This window comes from Ruegeria sp. BG11 (assembly GCF_056538565.1).
This window is the reverse complement of record NZ_JBQFTH010000017.1, coordinates 22,730-36,526: the sequence shown is the minus strand read 5'-3', so window position 1 is coordinate 36,526 and position 13,797 is coordinate 22,730. Positions and strand designations below refer to the sequence as shown.

At 56.6% G+C, this 13,797-nt stretch carries 12 protein-coding genes; 10 read left to right on the top strand and 2 right to left on the bottom strand.

Going from position 1 to position 13,797, the window contains the following annotated elements; all coding sequences use genetic code 11:
* Positions 1-43 precede the first annotated feature (43 nt).
* Positions 44-208 (top strand): DUF1254 domain-containing protein, encoded by a 165-nt coding sequence (locus ACR0JF_RS21225; RefSeq protein ID WP_170660566.1) that lies wholly within the window; start codon positions 44-46, stop codon positions 206-208.
* 428 nt (positions 209-636) lie between these two features.
* Here ACR0JF_RS21225 and ACR0JF_RS21220 read toward each other — a convergent pair whose 3' ends face one another.
* Positions 637-1,278: a TetR/AcrR family transcriptional regulator gene (locus ACR0JF_RS21220; protein ID WP_170660591.1), complete on the bottom strand. Its 642-nt coding sequence runs from the start codon at positions 1,276-1,278 to the stop codon at positions 637-639.
* 87 nt (positions 1,279-1,365) lie between these two features.
* Between ACR0JF_RS21220 and ACR0JF_RS21215 the strand changes: the two genes are divergently transcribed.
* On the top strand, positions 1,366-2,526 hold the full coding sequence (locus ACR0JF_RS21215; RefSeq protein ID WP_170747474.1) for an efflux RND transporter periplasmic adaptor subunit: 1,161 nt from the start codon (positions 1,366-1,368) through the stop codon (positions 2,524-2,526).
* A gap of 12 nt (positions 2,527-2,538) precedes the next feature.
* Positions 2,539-5,682: an efflux RND transporter permease subunit gene (locus tag ACR0JF_RS21210; protein WP_170660593.1), complete on the top strand. Its 3,144-nt coding sequence runs from the start codon at positions 2,539-2,541 to the stop codon at positions 5,680-5,682.
* Between the two features lie 708 nt (positions 5,683-6,390).
* Here the strand turns inward: ACR0JF_RS21210 and ACR0JF_RS21205 are convergent.
* Entirely contained in the window at positions 6,391-7,320 is a 930-nt protein-coding gene (locus tag ACR0JF_RS21205; RefSeq protein WP_170660594.1) for a LysR family transcriptional regulator, read from the bottom strand.
* 105 nt (positions 7,321-7,425) lie between these two features.
* Here ACR0JF_RS21205 and ACR0JF_RS21200 point away from each other — a divergent pair, with 105 nt between their 5' ends.
* From ACR0JF_RS21200 to ACR0JF_RS21170, 7 genes are read left to right on the top strand one after another with little or no spacing between them, the layout of a single operon-like run.
* Positions 7,426-8,487, top strand: a complete 1,062-nt coding sequence (locus tag ACR0JF_RS21200) for a maleylacetate reductase (RefSeq protein WP_170660595.1) — start codon at positions 7,426-7,428, stop codon at positions 8,485-8,487.
* A gap of 25 nt (positions 8,488-8,512) precedes the next feature.
* Positions 8,513-9,787 (top strand): ABC transporter substrate-binding protein, encoded by a 1,275-nt coding sequence (locus ACR0JF_RS21195; protein WP_170660596.1) that lies wholly within the window; start codon positions 8,513-8,515, stop codon positions 9,785-9,787.
* A 49-nt stretch (positions 9,788-9,836) separates the two neighbouring features.
* Positions 9,837-10,556, top strand: a complete 720-nt coding sequence (locus tag ACR0JF_RS21190; RefSeq protein ID WP_170660597.1) for an ABC transporter ATP-binding protein — start codon at positions 9,837-9,839, stop codon at positions 10,554-10,556.
* Positions 10,556-11,266, top strand: coding sequence for a branched-chain amino acid ABC transporter ATP-binding protein (locus ACR0JF_RS21185; RefSeq protein ID WP_170660598.1), 711 nt, complete (start codon positions 10,556-10,558; stop codon positions 11,264-11,266). The genes ACR0JF_RS21190 and ACR0JF_RS21185 overlap by 1 nt, the downstream gene beginning before the upstream one ends.
* Complete coding sequence (locus tag ACR0JF_RS21180) at positions 11,263-12,126, top strand: branched-chain amino acid ABC transporter permease (RefSeq protein ID WP_170660599.1); 864 nt, start codon at positions 11,263-11,265, stop codon at positions 12,124-12,126. The genes ACR0JF_RS21185 and ACR0JF_RS21180 overlap by 4 nt, the downstream gene beginning before the upstream one ends.
* Positions 12,126-13,193 carry a branched-chain amino acid ABC transporter permease gene (locus ACR0JF_RS21175; protein ID WP_480669833.1) on the top strand — a complete coding sequence of 356 codons (1,068 nt, stop codon included), beginning with the start codon at positions 12,126-12,128 and terminating at the stop codon, positions 13,191-13,193. Before ACR0JF_RS21180 ends, ACR0JF_RS21175 begins: the two co-directional genes overlap by 1 nt.
* A gap of 3 nt (positions 13,194-13,196) precedes the next feature.
* Complete coding sequence (locus ACR0JF_RS21170; protein ID WP_170660600.1) at positions 13,197-13,778, top strand: VOC family protein; 582 nt, start codon at positions 13,197-13,199, stop codon at positions 13,776-13,778.
* Positions 13,779-13,797: the final 19 nt, after the last annotated feature.

The window sequence follows — 13,797 nt, the reverse complement described above, 5'->3', positions numbered from 1 at the left end:
TTAATCGTTTGGCACGGAAGAGGAGAAAAAGCGTATCGATCATGTGGTTGGAACCACCGTAGACTGGGACGGTCTGCCACGTACGACGGCGCTCTATGAAATCGACAGCGTCGATACAAATGATGGCGAAACACAACACTCGGTCACCGTGAACGAAGTACCGGTTGACGCGTTCTGGTCGATCACCATCTACAATGCCGACGGCTAAAAGCCCCCGGCATGATGTATAACATATTCTTTACTGAAGCCGGTCAGGCAGTACCTGACGATACGACGGACAATCCAGCACCAGATGGGCCGCCAGACATTCCGGCGATCTTGGCAGTGGCAAGTCGAGTAGGAATGACGATCATAGCGCCAGCGAATGCTGCCAGCTAACGAACGCGCGTGCATAACTCCGGGCTGCGAAACGTATGCTTTGAACTAAAGATTCTGCCGTAGACCCTACCTGGTAATACTAGCTCAATCCGAAGCCGACCTTCACGGTTAGACCTTGCGATTCTGGATGGCGGAATCTCGCTGCGCTTTCCACAAGTGTCATTTGCTTGAACGAAAGCAGTCTATAGGCGTAAGTGTGTTAGTAGCTTAGGTTGTTTGCTTATGAAGTTGGGTGAGTTCGTTTTGGCTTGAGAAAACTCAACTCAGCATTCTTTCCGAAACGTCCTCAAGGAGGGTATGAAGATCAAACTCTTCGCCTTTCTCGGCAAGCCCTTTGTCGTGCAGAATGAAGGACAGCCCGTGTACGAAACTCCACAACAAAAAACCACGGCGGCGAACTTCGCCTGTGATTCCCGGCTCGCCCAGACACTTTGCTACCTCAGTCAAAAGAATCCCGAAGCTTTGCTGGCCGCCTTCCTCCAGCCGCGGATCCGCGATGCGGTCTGTGAAGCCGCCAAATTTAAGCCTGAAAATCCCCGGCTCATTTAACGCGAAGGCAATATACTCCATCCCTATGGCAGTAATGCGCTCGGGAGATCCTTCAGGAACGCCTTCCAGCGCGGCAAGCATTTTGTCTCGATGCCGACCCATTCCCTCGAGGACAGTGGCGACCAACATTTCTGTCTTATCTTTGAAGTGCTTGTAAGGTGCTGCGGTTGATACGCCCGCGCGTCTGCAGGCCTCGGATACGGAAAAACTGTCCGGGCCTTTTTCTTCGACCAACTGTCGGGTTGCTTCGATCAGTGCAGCGCGGAGATCACCGTGATGATATGCTTTTTTGCTCACGGAAAGACCAGCCGTTTGTCTGCTTGTCGAATGATTTTTTTCGATGCTGCTCATGATCCAACATGTGCCAGATCACGTATCTCTTGTCAAAGTGAGAACTTCTAACATATGTTAGAGGCACTAACTTGATGAGGTCCCCAAATGCCGAATCCTGCAAATTCATCTACTGAAGCGACCAAACCGAGCCTATTTGCACGTGTGTTACGCGGCACTGTGCGTCTGGGAGTGACCGTCAGTTTTATCGCCGTCGCAGCGGCCGCCGTACACTTTGGCGCTTCCGAGCTCACCCGTAGAGCGGAGGCGGTGCCCGCACCGGGCGCCGCCGCTGTAACCCCGGTGTCCGTGACGCCGATAACGTCCGAGAACGCTTACACAGTCGACCGTGTGTTCATCGGGCAAGTTGAACCTCAGCGTTCGGCAGATATCTCTTTCGAACTGAACGGGACGCTCGATCAAATTCTGGTGGATGAAGGTGACGAAGTTGCCAAGGGTCAACTTCTTGCGACACTGGACATTGCACTGCTGGAGGTCGAACGCGACCGTCTGACAGCATCACGTGATGCCATTGCAGCCCAGCTTGCATTTGCAAGAAAGACGGTCGAGCGAAACGCGAAACTCATTGAACAAGGCTTTACCAGTCAAGCCCGTTTGGACGAGGCCGTCTCTCAGCAAGATGAATTGTTATCCAGAATTGGCGAACTGGATGCGGCATTGCGCGATGTGACCGTTCGGATCGAAAAATCTAGTATCGAGGCCCCATTTGCCGGTCAAATAACCGCGCGACATGTGGACGGAGGTGAAACTCTGCGATCGGGTGAGCTGGTTCTGGGAATGGTCGAGGTCGTGTCGCCGCAGGTTCGGATCGGCATTCCTCTCGATGTTGATCCGGCGCTTTTGACTAATGTTGAGATCGAGATAGCGGGTCAAAGCTATCGGGCTGAGCTTTCAACCTTGCGGCCCGACATTGACCCGGTGACCCGAACCCGCACCGCGCTGTTCAATCTGAAGAACGCTCCCGACGTTGCTTTCGGACAAACCGCACGTGTGCATGTACTCGATCCTGTCCAAAGTGCGGGAACCTGGGTGCCCACAACATCGCTGAAGGAGGGAACGCGCGGGCAATGGACACTGCTGGTTGCCGACGCGCAAAAGACTGTACGCCTGGCGACGGTCGAAGTGCTGCATGCCGAAGATGATCGCGTCTTTGTGCGTGGCGCGTTTCCGGAAGGTACTGTCCTGATCGATCAGGGACCGCAGCGGGTCAGCGTTGGTCAGCGCGTCGCCTTCAACACTGGCGAGTAACGGAGCGATCTGATGGAAACCCTTACCTTTCGCCACCCTCGGTTGGTTGCCCTCATCATTTTGGTGCTTGTATCTGCAGGCCTGTCTTCGTTCCTATCGCTTGGGCGACAGGAAGACCCCACGATCACCAACCTCTTCGCAACTGTAACCACGCAGTTTCCTGGCGCAGACCCCGAACGGGTTGAAGCACTGGTTACCGCAGAAATCGAAGAAGAACTGCGAAAGATCGCCGAGGTGGATGAGATCAGTTCTGTCTCCCGCTCGGGCGTGTCGGTCGTTTCTGTTGAATTGCTGGAAACACTAGACGAAGCCACCATTGAGCAGGTTTGGGCCGAGGCTCGGGATGCCGTCGAAGATGCGCGCCAGAACTTTCCGGCAGGTGTATTGCCACCGGAATTCGATGCCGAAGGTATTGCTGCCTATTCCGCTGTCATTGCAGTTGCAGCCGAGGACCCCGACTTCCCGATAACTTTGCTGTCTCGTCATGCCGAAGCATTGGGTGACAGATTGCGCGCGATACCTGCGACACGAGCCGTCGACTATTTCGGTCAGCCAGAGGAAGAGGTGCTCGTAAGTGTCGATATGGATAAGGCCGCTGCGCTTGGGCTTGGCGCTGCCGAGATTTCCCAGCGGATCGCCGAAGCAGACGGAAAGGTTCAGTCTGGGCGGCTGCAATCCGATGTCGACCTGACCATAGGCGTCAGCGGAGAAATTGAGAGTTTGGATCGCATTCGGAGCATCGTCCTGCGTGAAAACGCAGACGGTGCAGTGGTGCAACTCGGAGATATTGCCAGCGTAGACCGGGGCGCACGCGAACCGCAGTCCTCAATCGCATTTGCCAACGGAAAGCCCTCCGTTTTGGTGGGGATTCTGGCGCAGGACGGCGTGCAGATCGACCGCTGGACAGGCTTTCTACGGGATGAGCTTGAGGCCGGCGCCGCATCAGTGCCTTTGGGTATGCAGGAAATACTGCTGTTTGATCAAAGCCAGTACACGACGGATCGTTTGTCAGAAGTTGGGATCAACATGGCCATTGGCGTGGCTCTGGTCGTGGCAGTCTTGTTTGTTACGTTGGGCGTTCGTGCAGCTGCGATTGTGGCCTTGGTATTGCCGGTTGTCTCATTGGCAACTCTGGCGACGATGAACATGATTGGATTGCCAATTCATCAGATGTCCGTGACGGGCCTGATTGTCGCCCTCGGTCTGCTCGTTGACGCAGCCATCGTGATGACCGATGAAATTCGACGCCGTCTGCAGGATGGGATGGAGCGACTTGCAGCCGTGCGAGATGCTGTACGCAGGTTGGCTGCGCCTCTGCTGGCCTCGACTGTAACAACAGCGCTCGCCTTTACGCCGATGATCTTGCTGCCGGGACCCGCCGGCGACTTTGTCGGTGCCATCGCCATAGCCGTGGTGCTTATGCTTGTCTGGTCACTAGTTGTCGCTTTGACGGTGACCCCGGCGATTGCGGGCTGGGTACTGTCCGACCGGACCGACGCAGGAATGCTGAGCCGCGGTATCAGCATCCCGCCGCTTGCCCGAATGTTCGAGGCCTCAATTCGATTGTCAGTCACTAATCCGGTGCGCTCCATCGCGTTGGCAATGGTCTTGCCCGTGCTTGGTTTTGCGGCCTTTCCAACGCTGACCGCGCAATTCTTCCCGGGCGTCGACCGAAACCAATTCTATATCGAGGTTGACATGCCGGGAGGAACATCAATTGCCACCACCGAAGCAACCGCCCGCCAGATCGATGAGATGCTGCTGGCAGATGATGGCGTCAAAAGTGTCTATTGGACGGTCGGAGAATCCGGCCCGGCATTTTACTACAACATCGTTGGCAACCGTTCACGCGAGCCCGGGTTTGCACAGGCCATGATCACGACCGACACGGCTGACGACGCGGCCCGCCTTGTCGGAGCGTTGCAGAGCCGTCTGGACACCGACTTTCCTGACGCGCAGATCATCGTTCGCAGTCTTGTGCAGGGCCCTCCGGTCGACGCACCAGTTGAAGTCAAAATTCAGGGGCAGGACATCACGGTTTTGCGCGATCTGGGCGACGAGGTCCGTTCAGTTATGGCCAATCTCGATCTGGTGACGCAGGCGCGCGCCAGCGTGAACGGCGGCAATCCTCAAATCCGGTTCGAGATTGATGAGGTCAAAGCCCGTCTGCTGGGACTGGACGTGGCCGATATAGCTGGTCAGTTGGACACGGCACTTGTTGGCGTCACCGGTGGATCACTGGTCGAAGGGACTGAACAGTTGCCGGTGCGTGTTCGTCTGGGTGACGAGGTTAGATCAGACCTAAGCGCCATTGTCAGTATGCCCATCCTGCTACCCAATGCTGCCGCCATATCCGCGTCTAGCGTTTTCCCTGCTGTGCCGTTGTCGGAACTCGCCAGACCGGTGATTGAACCTGCGGAAAGCGTCATAACCCGAACGGATGGCGTGCGCGAAAACACGATCCAAGCGTTTATCGTCCCCGGTGTTTTACCCGAAGAGGCGTTGCAGGACGTACTAGAGGCGCTTGATGCGTCCGGATTTGTGTTACCACAAGGCTATTCGATGTCCTTGGGCGGTGACAGTGATGCCCGATCCAATACTGTAGGCAATCTGCTTGCCTCTGTTGGTTTGATTGTCACACTCTCCATCGCGACCATTGTGCTAACCTTCAATTCGTTCCGACTGACCCTCGTGACCTTGGTCGTGTGCGTGTTGTCTGCAGGCCTTTCCATGCTGTCGCTGGCCGTTATGCAATTCCCGTTCGGAATAACGGCGATCATCGGGGTCATCGGCTCAATCGGGGTTTCGATCAACGCGGCGATCATAATTCTGACCGGGTTGCAACAAGACGTTGTAGCAAGCCAAGGCGACCGAGCGGCCATGGCGCGCGTTGTGACTGGTTCAAGTCGGCATATCATCTCGACAACGGTCACAACCTTCGGCGGGTTCCTACCCCTAATCATTGGTGGAGGAGCATTTTGGCCGCCATTCGCCGTGGCCATCGCCGGAGGGGTTCTGTTGTCGACCGTCGTATCCTTCTATTTTACGCCGCCCGTTTTCGCGTTGGTGTATCGTGGCAAGCTCGACAAACCGCTTGAGGCAAAGAACCAACCTCCCCAGCCTCGAGGAGCAATTGTCGCGCTTGTAGCAGAATGAGGATCGAGACTACTTCTCCTTGCGAATTGGCGTGTTTCATGGCCATCGTTGTTCGAAGCAAGGTTCAACTTCTTCCGCGGGCCGCACGTCGGGATTTGTAAAGTCTGGTTTCTGCTCATCGCAGACCCTAGTTTACAGCGCAGCATCAGGTAGTTGGGGCTCGCACCTGACTTTCTCTGCGGTTTGCACCAACTAGTGGTCTTAGCCCTACCAGCGATTGGTTGTTCTTCGGTCTATTGCTTATGCAGCAGGTCGCCAACGTCGCCTTCCAGACATTTACAGCCCGGCTTCTGATGGCTTCTTCACGGACAGATACGCCGTTCAGTTTTTGAGTGGTTCGTAGGGAACAAGCGTTCCCGGTGGGATTGGAGGGTATTCCTCGAAGGTTGCAATATGCTCCTGCAACTTCGGCAGCGCCTTTACGGTCGCCCACGTGTGGCGAAGAGTACGCTTTCGCGCTCATTTGGATCATTCAGAAGGTTGCATACCCTTGGTGTGTCGAAAGCCTCCATCGCGACAAAAGCGGTCGTGTTCTCTTTGAACAGAACTTTCAAGTCTTTCCAATTAAAACCGAATGTCCGTTCGCCCATACAAACGATCCCGCCTTCTCCGTTTAAGTTTGGTTGGGTCACCAAGAAAGAGATTCTTGCGGGCTTCACAAAGCAACTCAATCTCTCGTGTTTTATCAGGCGAGGCCGGTCAGAGAGATCATCCCGCGCTACAAATCAACCGATCAAGCATTTCGAACTTCTGCTTTATGAACTCAAGCACGCGCTCCGACGAAGCCGGCATGCTTCGTGCGCTTAGCGTAACGCATCCCAAGTGCCGGTCGGGATCACCGATTTTTATCGGAAGTGCTGCCAAAGTTTTTTGCCTTTGCATCATGAAGACCACCGAAAAAGGCAAAACGGTTAGGGAGTCTGAGCCCGTCAGAACGTTCACAACCGCACTCAAAGACCCGCCTGTGAAACTGATTTTGAGATCTCGCATACCAATACCGTCCAGCGTGTTTCGCAAATCACGAAACAGCGGGCTGTTCGCAGGTGGCGCGATCCAGGAAAACTCGGTGATATCTTCCAGCTTCACCTCTTTCTTGCGCGCCAATGGGTGCCCAACACGGCACGCAATGACGTTTCGACCAGGCAGGATTTGACGAAACTCGTACTCATCAGACACGTCTGCTGGGCGCATAGGAAGAATGGCCAAGTCCAGAGTTTCAGCGGACAACTTGGACAAAAGTTCAGTGGGGTATCCATAGGATTGGTCGATCCGAATATTGGGATACTCGGCCTGAAACTCTGCAATCACGTTCGAGATGACACCGTCCATGAAGATCGGCGTACCCGCAACCCGCACTGCTCCGGCAATGCCCTGACGGTGTTCGTCTACAACGCGGCTTGCATGGCGACCCGCGCTTAGGATTCTTTGACCTTCCTGAGCAAGCGCAAGACCAAGCTCAGTGGGTTGCAATGGTCTTCGGGTCGGCAGGAACAGGGGCTCTCCCACCCTTTCCTCCAAGAGAGAAACGCTTCTGGAGACACTGGGTTGAGATTTCCCAAGTAAAGCAGCGCCTTCGGTTAACCCTCCGGCTTCGACAATAGCGGCAAGAATCTCGAGATGTCTTGGATCAAGCTTCATAACTCAAAGTTATATTGATGGTCGATAATTCGATCAAGAGTGCTGTCTTTGCCTGCTAGCGTTCCCTCCAGATCCGAAATCCATCGCTTGTCAGGAACGCGCCCAATGGCTCTCAGCACCACCAGCATCAATGGCCAGAAAGTCCGATTCGGCGCAGGTTTGCGCAACGACATCTGCGCGGAGTTGGCGGAGCTGGGATCGAACAAAGCGCTGATCCTATCGACGCCTCAGCAAGTCGATATGGCAATGGAGCTTGCGACAACTGTTGGAGATCGTGCTGCAGGCGTGTTCACTCGGGCAACAATGCACACTCCGGTCGGCGTGACCGAAGAAGCGGTTGAACACGCTTTGTCAGTCAATGCCGATAGCATTGTCTCTATCGGTGGAGGTTCGACGATTGGCTTAGGCAAGGCGATTGCCCTTCGGACCTCTTTGCCACAAATCGCCATCCCGACAACATATGCCGGCAGCGAGGCAACTCCGATCCTGGGCCAGACTGAGGATGGCATCAAAACTACCCTGACAGACCCAAAGGTTCTGCCGCGGGTCATTCTGTACGATCCCGAACTTGTGGCGTCATTGCCGCCCGCAATGACCGTGACCAGCGCCTTGAACGCAATGGCTCATGCAGCCGAGGCGCTTTATGCCAAGGATCGCACGGATCAGACCACGGAATTGGCGATAGACGGCCTTAGGGCGTTTGCGGAAGGTCTGCCGACCGTTGTCGAAAGCCCCGACGACCTGAAAGCCAGAGAAGAAACGCAGCGTGGTGCATGGGCCTGCGGCACGGTACTTGGTCTGGTCGGAATGGCGTTGCATCACAAGCTTTGTCATACGCTGGGCGGGTCCTTCAATCTGCCGCACGCGGAAACCCATGCGATCGTTCTGCCCCATGCCATCGATTACAACGCAGTGGGTGTGCCGGAGTTGCTGGCACCCGTGTCGGACATCCTAGGCGGTTCTGATCCAGGTCAGGCGCTTTGGGATTTTTCCAAATCCATGGGCGCACCAATGGCTCTTAAAGACTTTGGCCTGTCGGAGTCCGATCTGGATCGCGCCACTGAAATCGCACTCAAGAACCCGTATTGGAACCCGCAGCCGGTCACGGCTGATGGGCTGCGGGCGCTTCTTCAAAACGCGTGGGCAGGAAACGCCCCAAGCGTTTGACTTCACCGTGTCAAGGGAGGGACACATGATCACACGACGCAAATTGCTGCAATCCAGCGCTGCAACCGGCCTCGGCCTAGCCGCCGGCACGCTCGCTGCGCCCGCTATCGCTCAGGGCGCCAAGATCAAGCTGGGCTATGTCAGCCCGCAATCAGGTCCGCTGGCCGCCTTCTCTGAGGCCGACAAGTTTATTCTCGACAATTTCGCCGCGTCCGACGCCGGTGCGAATTTCGAAGTCATCGTCAAAGACAGCCAGTCGAACCCAAATCGGGCAGCAGACGTGGCGGGCGAGTTGATCGTGGATGATGAGATCGACCTGATGCTGGTCGCTTCGACGCCGGAAACGACCAACCCCGTTGCCTCCACCTGTGAGGCCGAGGAAGTGCCGTGTATTTCCACTGTTGCGCCATGGCAGCCGTGGTTCATCGGCCAGCAGGGCAACCCCGGCGATCCAGCCAGTTGGGAGCCGTTCTACTACGCCTATCACTTCTTCTGGGGTCTTGAGGACGTTATCTCAGTCTTTACGGCGATGTGGGGCCAATTGGAGACCAACAAGCAGGTCGGCGCATTGTTCCCGAATGACGGCGATGGCAATGCCTGGGGCGATCCGAATGTAGGATTCCCGCCAGTATTGTCAGAACTGGGCTATTCACTGACAGATCCCGGACGGTACCAGAACCTGACCGACGATTTCTCGGCCCAGATCAACGCGTTCCGCCAGGCGAATGTTGAAATTGTAACCGGCGTGCCGATCCCGCCTGACTTCACCACCTTCTGGAGCCAGGCCAAGCAGCAAGGCTTCACCCCTAAGGCGGCGAGCATCGGCAAAGCCATCCTGTTTCCGCAAGCGGTTGAGGCCTTGGGTAAAGCAGGCAACAACCTAAGTTCCGAGGTGTGGTGGTCACCAACGCATCCGTTCTCTTCATCGCTCACTGGCGCAAGTTCCGCTGAACTGGCGCAGGGTTACATGGCCGCCACAAGCCGCCAATGGACACAGCCTATCGGCTTTGTGCACGCGCTGTTTGAAATGGCTGCCAACGTCATGGGACGTGTTGATGACGCAGGTGATGGCGATGCCGTAGCCGAGGCTATCGCAGCTACGCAGCTGGACTCGATCGTTGGCCGGATCGCCTTTGATGGTGCGGGCTTGCCACCCTTCGCTGCGCAGAACGTTGCGAAAACGCCCTTGGTCGGAGGGCAGTGGAGGCTGCTCGACAATGGTAGCTATGACCTCGTGATCGTCGACAACTCCTCTGCACCCGAAATCCCAACTGCGGGCGTGATGGAAGAAATCACCTGATCGCAACGAAACCAGCGCCCCGGACCCTGTCCGGGGCAGGAACTCCGGTATGACCATACTTTCGCTCAAAAACGTCTCGAAAAGCTTCGGTGCGCTCACCGTTACTGACGATGTCAGTTTTGATGTCGCGCAAGGGCAGGCCCTTGGGATCATTGGCCCGAACGGGGCGGGTAAGTCGACGCTGTTCAATCTGATAACGGGCAACCTGACTTCTGACGCGGGGTCGATCCATTTCGACGGGACCGATGTAACCCGCGTGCCGCCGATGCAGCGCTGTTTGTCGGGTATAGGGCGTTCGTTCCAGATCCCTCAGCCCTTTGATCATCTGACGGTGTTCGAAAACCTACTGGTGGCCGCGACGCATGGGCAGAGCAAATCCGAACACGAGGTTGAACAGGACTGCGCCCGCATTCTTGAGCAGACAGAATTGCTGGATGTGGCCAATGACACAGCCGGAGGATTGCGGCTGTTGCAACGCAAGCGGTTGGAGTTGGCACGCGCGATGGCAACCAATCCAAAGCTGCTGCTACTTGACGAAATTGCCGGGGGTCTGACCGATGCCGAATGCACCGCGCTGATCAACACAATCAAGGAGCTGCACGGCAGCGGTGTGACGATCATCTGGATCGAACATGTCCTGCATGCGCTGACCTCTGTTGTTGAACGCCTTTTGGTGCTGGATTTCGGCAAGGTCATTGGCCTTGGCGACCCGGATGAGATCATGAACAGCCGGGAAGTCAAAGAAATCTATCTGGGGATCGAAGTCTGATGAGCCTGCTAGAGACCCACGCGCTGACCGCCCATTACGGAGATTTCCAAGCCCTGTTCGGCGTGGATATCCATCTGGACGAATGTGAAACCGTCGCCATCATCGGGGCAAACGGGGCCGGGAAATCGACCCTCATGCGCTCGATCTCGGGCGTTCTGACCAACGGGTCGGATCAAGTGCGCTTTGACGGCCAACCCATTGGGGGCTTGGCTGCGGATGAGATCATGGCGCGCGGAGTGGCCATGGTGCCCGAGGGGCGCCGGCTGTTTCCTTCCCTAAGCGTTGAGGAAAACTTGCTGATCGGCACCTATGGCCGAAAGGTATCTAGCCATTGGTCTTTGCAAACAATCTACGACCTGTTCCCGATCCTGAAAGAGCGCCGCAACCACCCGGGCACAGCCCTGTCTGGCGGGCAACAGCAGATGGTTGCAATTGGTCGCGCGCTGATGAGCAACCCCCGAGTTCTGCTCTGTGACGAGATCAGCCTTGGTCTTGCGCCGGTGGTCATCAAAGACATCTACGACGCCGTACCCCGCATTCAGCAGGCCGGGGCCAGCCTGATCGTGGTGGAGCAGGACATTGGCCAGGCGATGAAAGTTGCGGATCGCGTCTACTGCATGATGGAGGGTCGAGTCACGCTGGAAGGCACCGCCGAGACGCTCAGCCGCGAGGCCATTCACGACGCCTATTTCGGAGGAGCCGCCGCATGATCTGGATCGACACCATCATTCAGGGCGTTCTGTTGGGCGGGCTATATGCGCTGTTCGCGGCAGGCCTGAGCCTTGTTTTCGGGATCATGCGGTTGGTCAATCTGGCTCATGGCGATCTGATCGTTTTTGCGGCCTATATGATCCTTCTGCTGGTCTCGTTGCTTGGGCTTTCACCGTTTCTGGCAGCAATCATTGCCGCACCGATCATGTTTGGCGTGGGTTGGGCTTTGCAGAGACACGTGCTGAACCGCGTACTCGGGCCAGATATACTGCCGCCTTTGCTTGTGACATTCGGTCTGTCGGTCGTCTTGCAAAACGCTCTGCTCGAAGGGTTTTCAGCCGATAGCCAACGTTTGCCTGCGGGTGAGATTGCAACGGCTTCCGTTCAGATGGGCGGGCTGAACCTCGGCGTACTGCCGCTGCTGACCTTTGCCTCGGCAATCCTTGTCATCGTCGGCCTGAACCAGCTTTTCTATCGAACGGAGTTGGGTCGGGCGTTCCGCGCGACCTCGGATGACGCGGTGACAGCGGGCCTGATGGGTATCCGGCCAGAACGTATCTTCGCCACTGCAACTGCCATCGCGATGTTGGTCGTGACCTTGGCGGCGCTCTATCTGGGAATGCGGGCAAACTTTGACCCCAATATCGGCCCAGCGCGCCTAATCTACGCCTTTGAGGCCGTGATTATTGGTGGCCTAGGCAGCCTGTGGGGCACTCTGATTGGAGGCATCATTATCGGCGTCGCTCAGACTGTCGGCGCAGCAATCAACCCCGAATGGCAAATCCTGGCTGGCCACCTGGCGTTTCTCATCGTGCTTCTGATCAAACCCAGAGGCCTGTTTCCAAGGGCGTTGGACTGATGACTGATACTTCGATGTACCGCGTCCAAACGCAGACCCGCGCGTCCTATAGTGCCGGCGCCGTCTGTATCGCCCTGATCATCCTGTTCATCCTGCTGCCGACCTTTGCCAGCCGAGGATTGATTCAAGACCTGTTCTTCATCTTTACCATGCTTGTACTGGCGCAATTCTGGAACTTGCTGGCGGGGTATGGCGGCCTTGTGTCCGTCGGCCAGCAAGCCTTCGTGGGCATGGGGGCTTACGCCATGTTCGGCGGTGTCATCCTTTGGGGTATGGACCCGGTTCCGGCGATCCTGCTGGGCGGCGTTGCGGCCCTGATCGTAGCCATACCCACAGCCTTCTTCGCCTTCCGCTTGCAAGGTGCCTATTTCGCCATCGGAACATGGGTCATCGCCGAGGTCATGCGACTGCTGGTAGCCCAATGGAAAGTGCTCGGCGGTGGCACTGGAACCTCTCTGCCGCGCACCGCAACACGTGAGATGTGGGCCACCGAATGGATCCAGACCACGTTTGATGTTCGCGGAGCGGCAGCACGTGATATCCTGACCTACTGGCTGGCCTTGGCGCTGGTGATCGCAACGATTGCGGGCATCTACTGGCTGCTCAGAACAAAGCGCGGGCTGGCGCTTGCTGCTGTACGAGACAATGTCGAAGCAGCGAAATCCGTCGGCGTCGATGCAGTGCGGATGAAATGGCTGGTCTACCTGGTCTCAGCCGCTGGAACGGGACTAACGGGCGCTCTGATTTACGTTCAGAAACTGCGGATTTCACCGGATGCGGCGTTCTCGGTCACCGACTGGACGGCTTACGTGATTTTCATCGTCGTGATCGGAGGCATAGGCACCATCGAAGGCCCGATTCTGGGCGTGCTGATCTTCTTCATCTTGCAAAGCCTGCTCGCTGACTACGGCTCCTGGTACCTCATGGTGCTCGGGCTGATCGGGATCGCCGTCATGCTCTTCGCACCGCGCGGCATCTGGGGCCTGATCTCTGAGAAAACCGGGCTTCAAATATTCCCCGTGCGCCGTCGTCTGGTGATTGGCGCGCAGTCGAACAAGGAGGATTGATCCATGAAAACACTCGCATTGACGGTCGCAGTCACAGCATTGGGAACTGGCGCACTTGCTGGCAGTTCCCTGCCGGGAATGACGGGCACAGACCACGTGGGCTTTACAGTCCCGAGCGTTGATGAGGCTGTAACCTTCTTTCAGGACGTCATCGGTTGCAATGTGTTCTACCCGCTCGGTCCGTTCTCGGGCGGTGACAGCACTTGGATGGCGGACCATCTGAACGTAGACGCCAAGGCCGAGATCCCGACGATGCGGTTGGTACGCTGCGGCAACGGTGCCAATTTCGAAATCTTCGAATACACCGCGCCGGACCAGGATACGAAACTGCCGCGCAACTCGGATATCGGCGGTCATCATATCGCGTTCTACACCACCGATATGGAAGGTGCCGTCAGCTATTTGCAGGGCAAAGGCATTAAGGTCCTGGGCAATCCGACCACCATGACTGACGGCCCAAGCGCTGGCGAGACCTGGGTCTATTTCCTCGCCCCCTGGGGCATGCAGCTGGAACTGGTCAGCTACCCGGACGGCAAAGCCTATGAGGCCGAATATGACGGCCGCCTCTGGGATCCGCGGTCCTGAGAAATTCAAAGAACAAGGG

What these genes read in the sequence shown, in the direction of transcription:
- ACR0JF_RS21195 (WP_170660596.1), top strand. Translation starts at nt 8,513, where the DNA reads ATGATCACACGACGCAAATTGCTGCAATCCAGCGCTGCAACCGGCCTC.
- ACR0JF_RS21210 (WP_170660593.1), top strand. Translation starts at nt 2,539, where the DNA reads ATGGAAACCCTTACCTTTCGCCACCCTCGGTTGGTTGCCCTCATCATT.
- ACR0JF_RS21175 (WP_480669833.1), top strand. Translation starts at nt 12,126, where the DNA reads ATGACTGATACTTCGATGTACCGCGTCCAAACGCAGACCCGCGCGTCC.
- ACR0JF_RS21215 (WP_170747474.1), top strand. Translation starts at nt 1,366, where the DNA reads ATGCCGAATCCTGCAAATTCATCTACTGAAGCGACCAAACCGAGCCTA.
- ACR0JF_RS21220 (WP_170660591.1), bottom strand. Translation starts at nt 1,278, where the DNA reads ATGAGCAGCATCGAAAAAAATCATTCGACAAGCAGACAAACGGCTGGT.
- ACR0JF_RS21180 (WP_170660599.1), top strand. Translation starts at nt 11,263, where the DNA reads ATGATCTGGATCGACACCATCATTCAGGGCGTTCTGTTGGGCGGGCTA.
- ACR0JF_RS21190 (WP_170660597.1), top strand. Translation starts at nt 9,837, where the DNA reads ATGACCATACTTTCGCTCAAAAACGTCTCGAAAAGCTTCGGTGCGCTC.
- ACR0JF_RS21200 (WP_170660595.1), top strand. Translation starts at nt 7,426, where the DNA reads ATGGCTCTCAGCACCACCAGCATCAATGGCCAGAAAGTCCGATTCGGC.
- ACR0JF_RS21170 (WP_170660600.1), top strand. Translation starts at nt 13,197, where the DNA reads ATGAAAACACTCGCATTGACGGTCGCAGTCACAGCATTGGGAACTGGC.
- ACR0JF_RS21205 (WP_170660594.1), bottom strand. Translation starts at nt 7,320, where the DNA reads ATGAAGCTTGATCCAAGACATCTCGAGATTCTTGCCGCTATTGTCGAA.
- ACR0JF_RS21185 (WP_170660598.1), top strand. Translation starts at nt 10,556, where the DNA reads ATGAGCCTGCTAGAGACCCACGCGCTGACCGCCCATTACGGAGATTTC.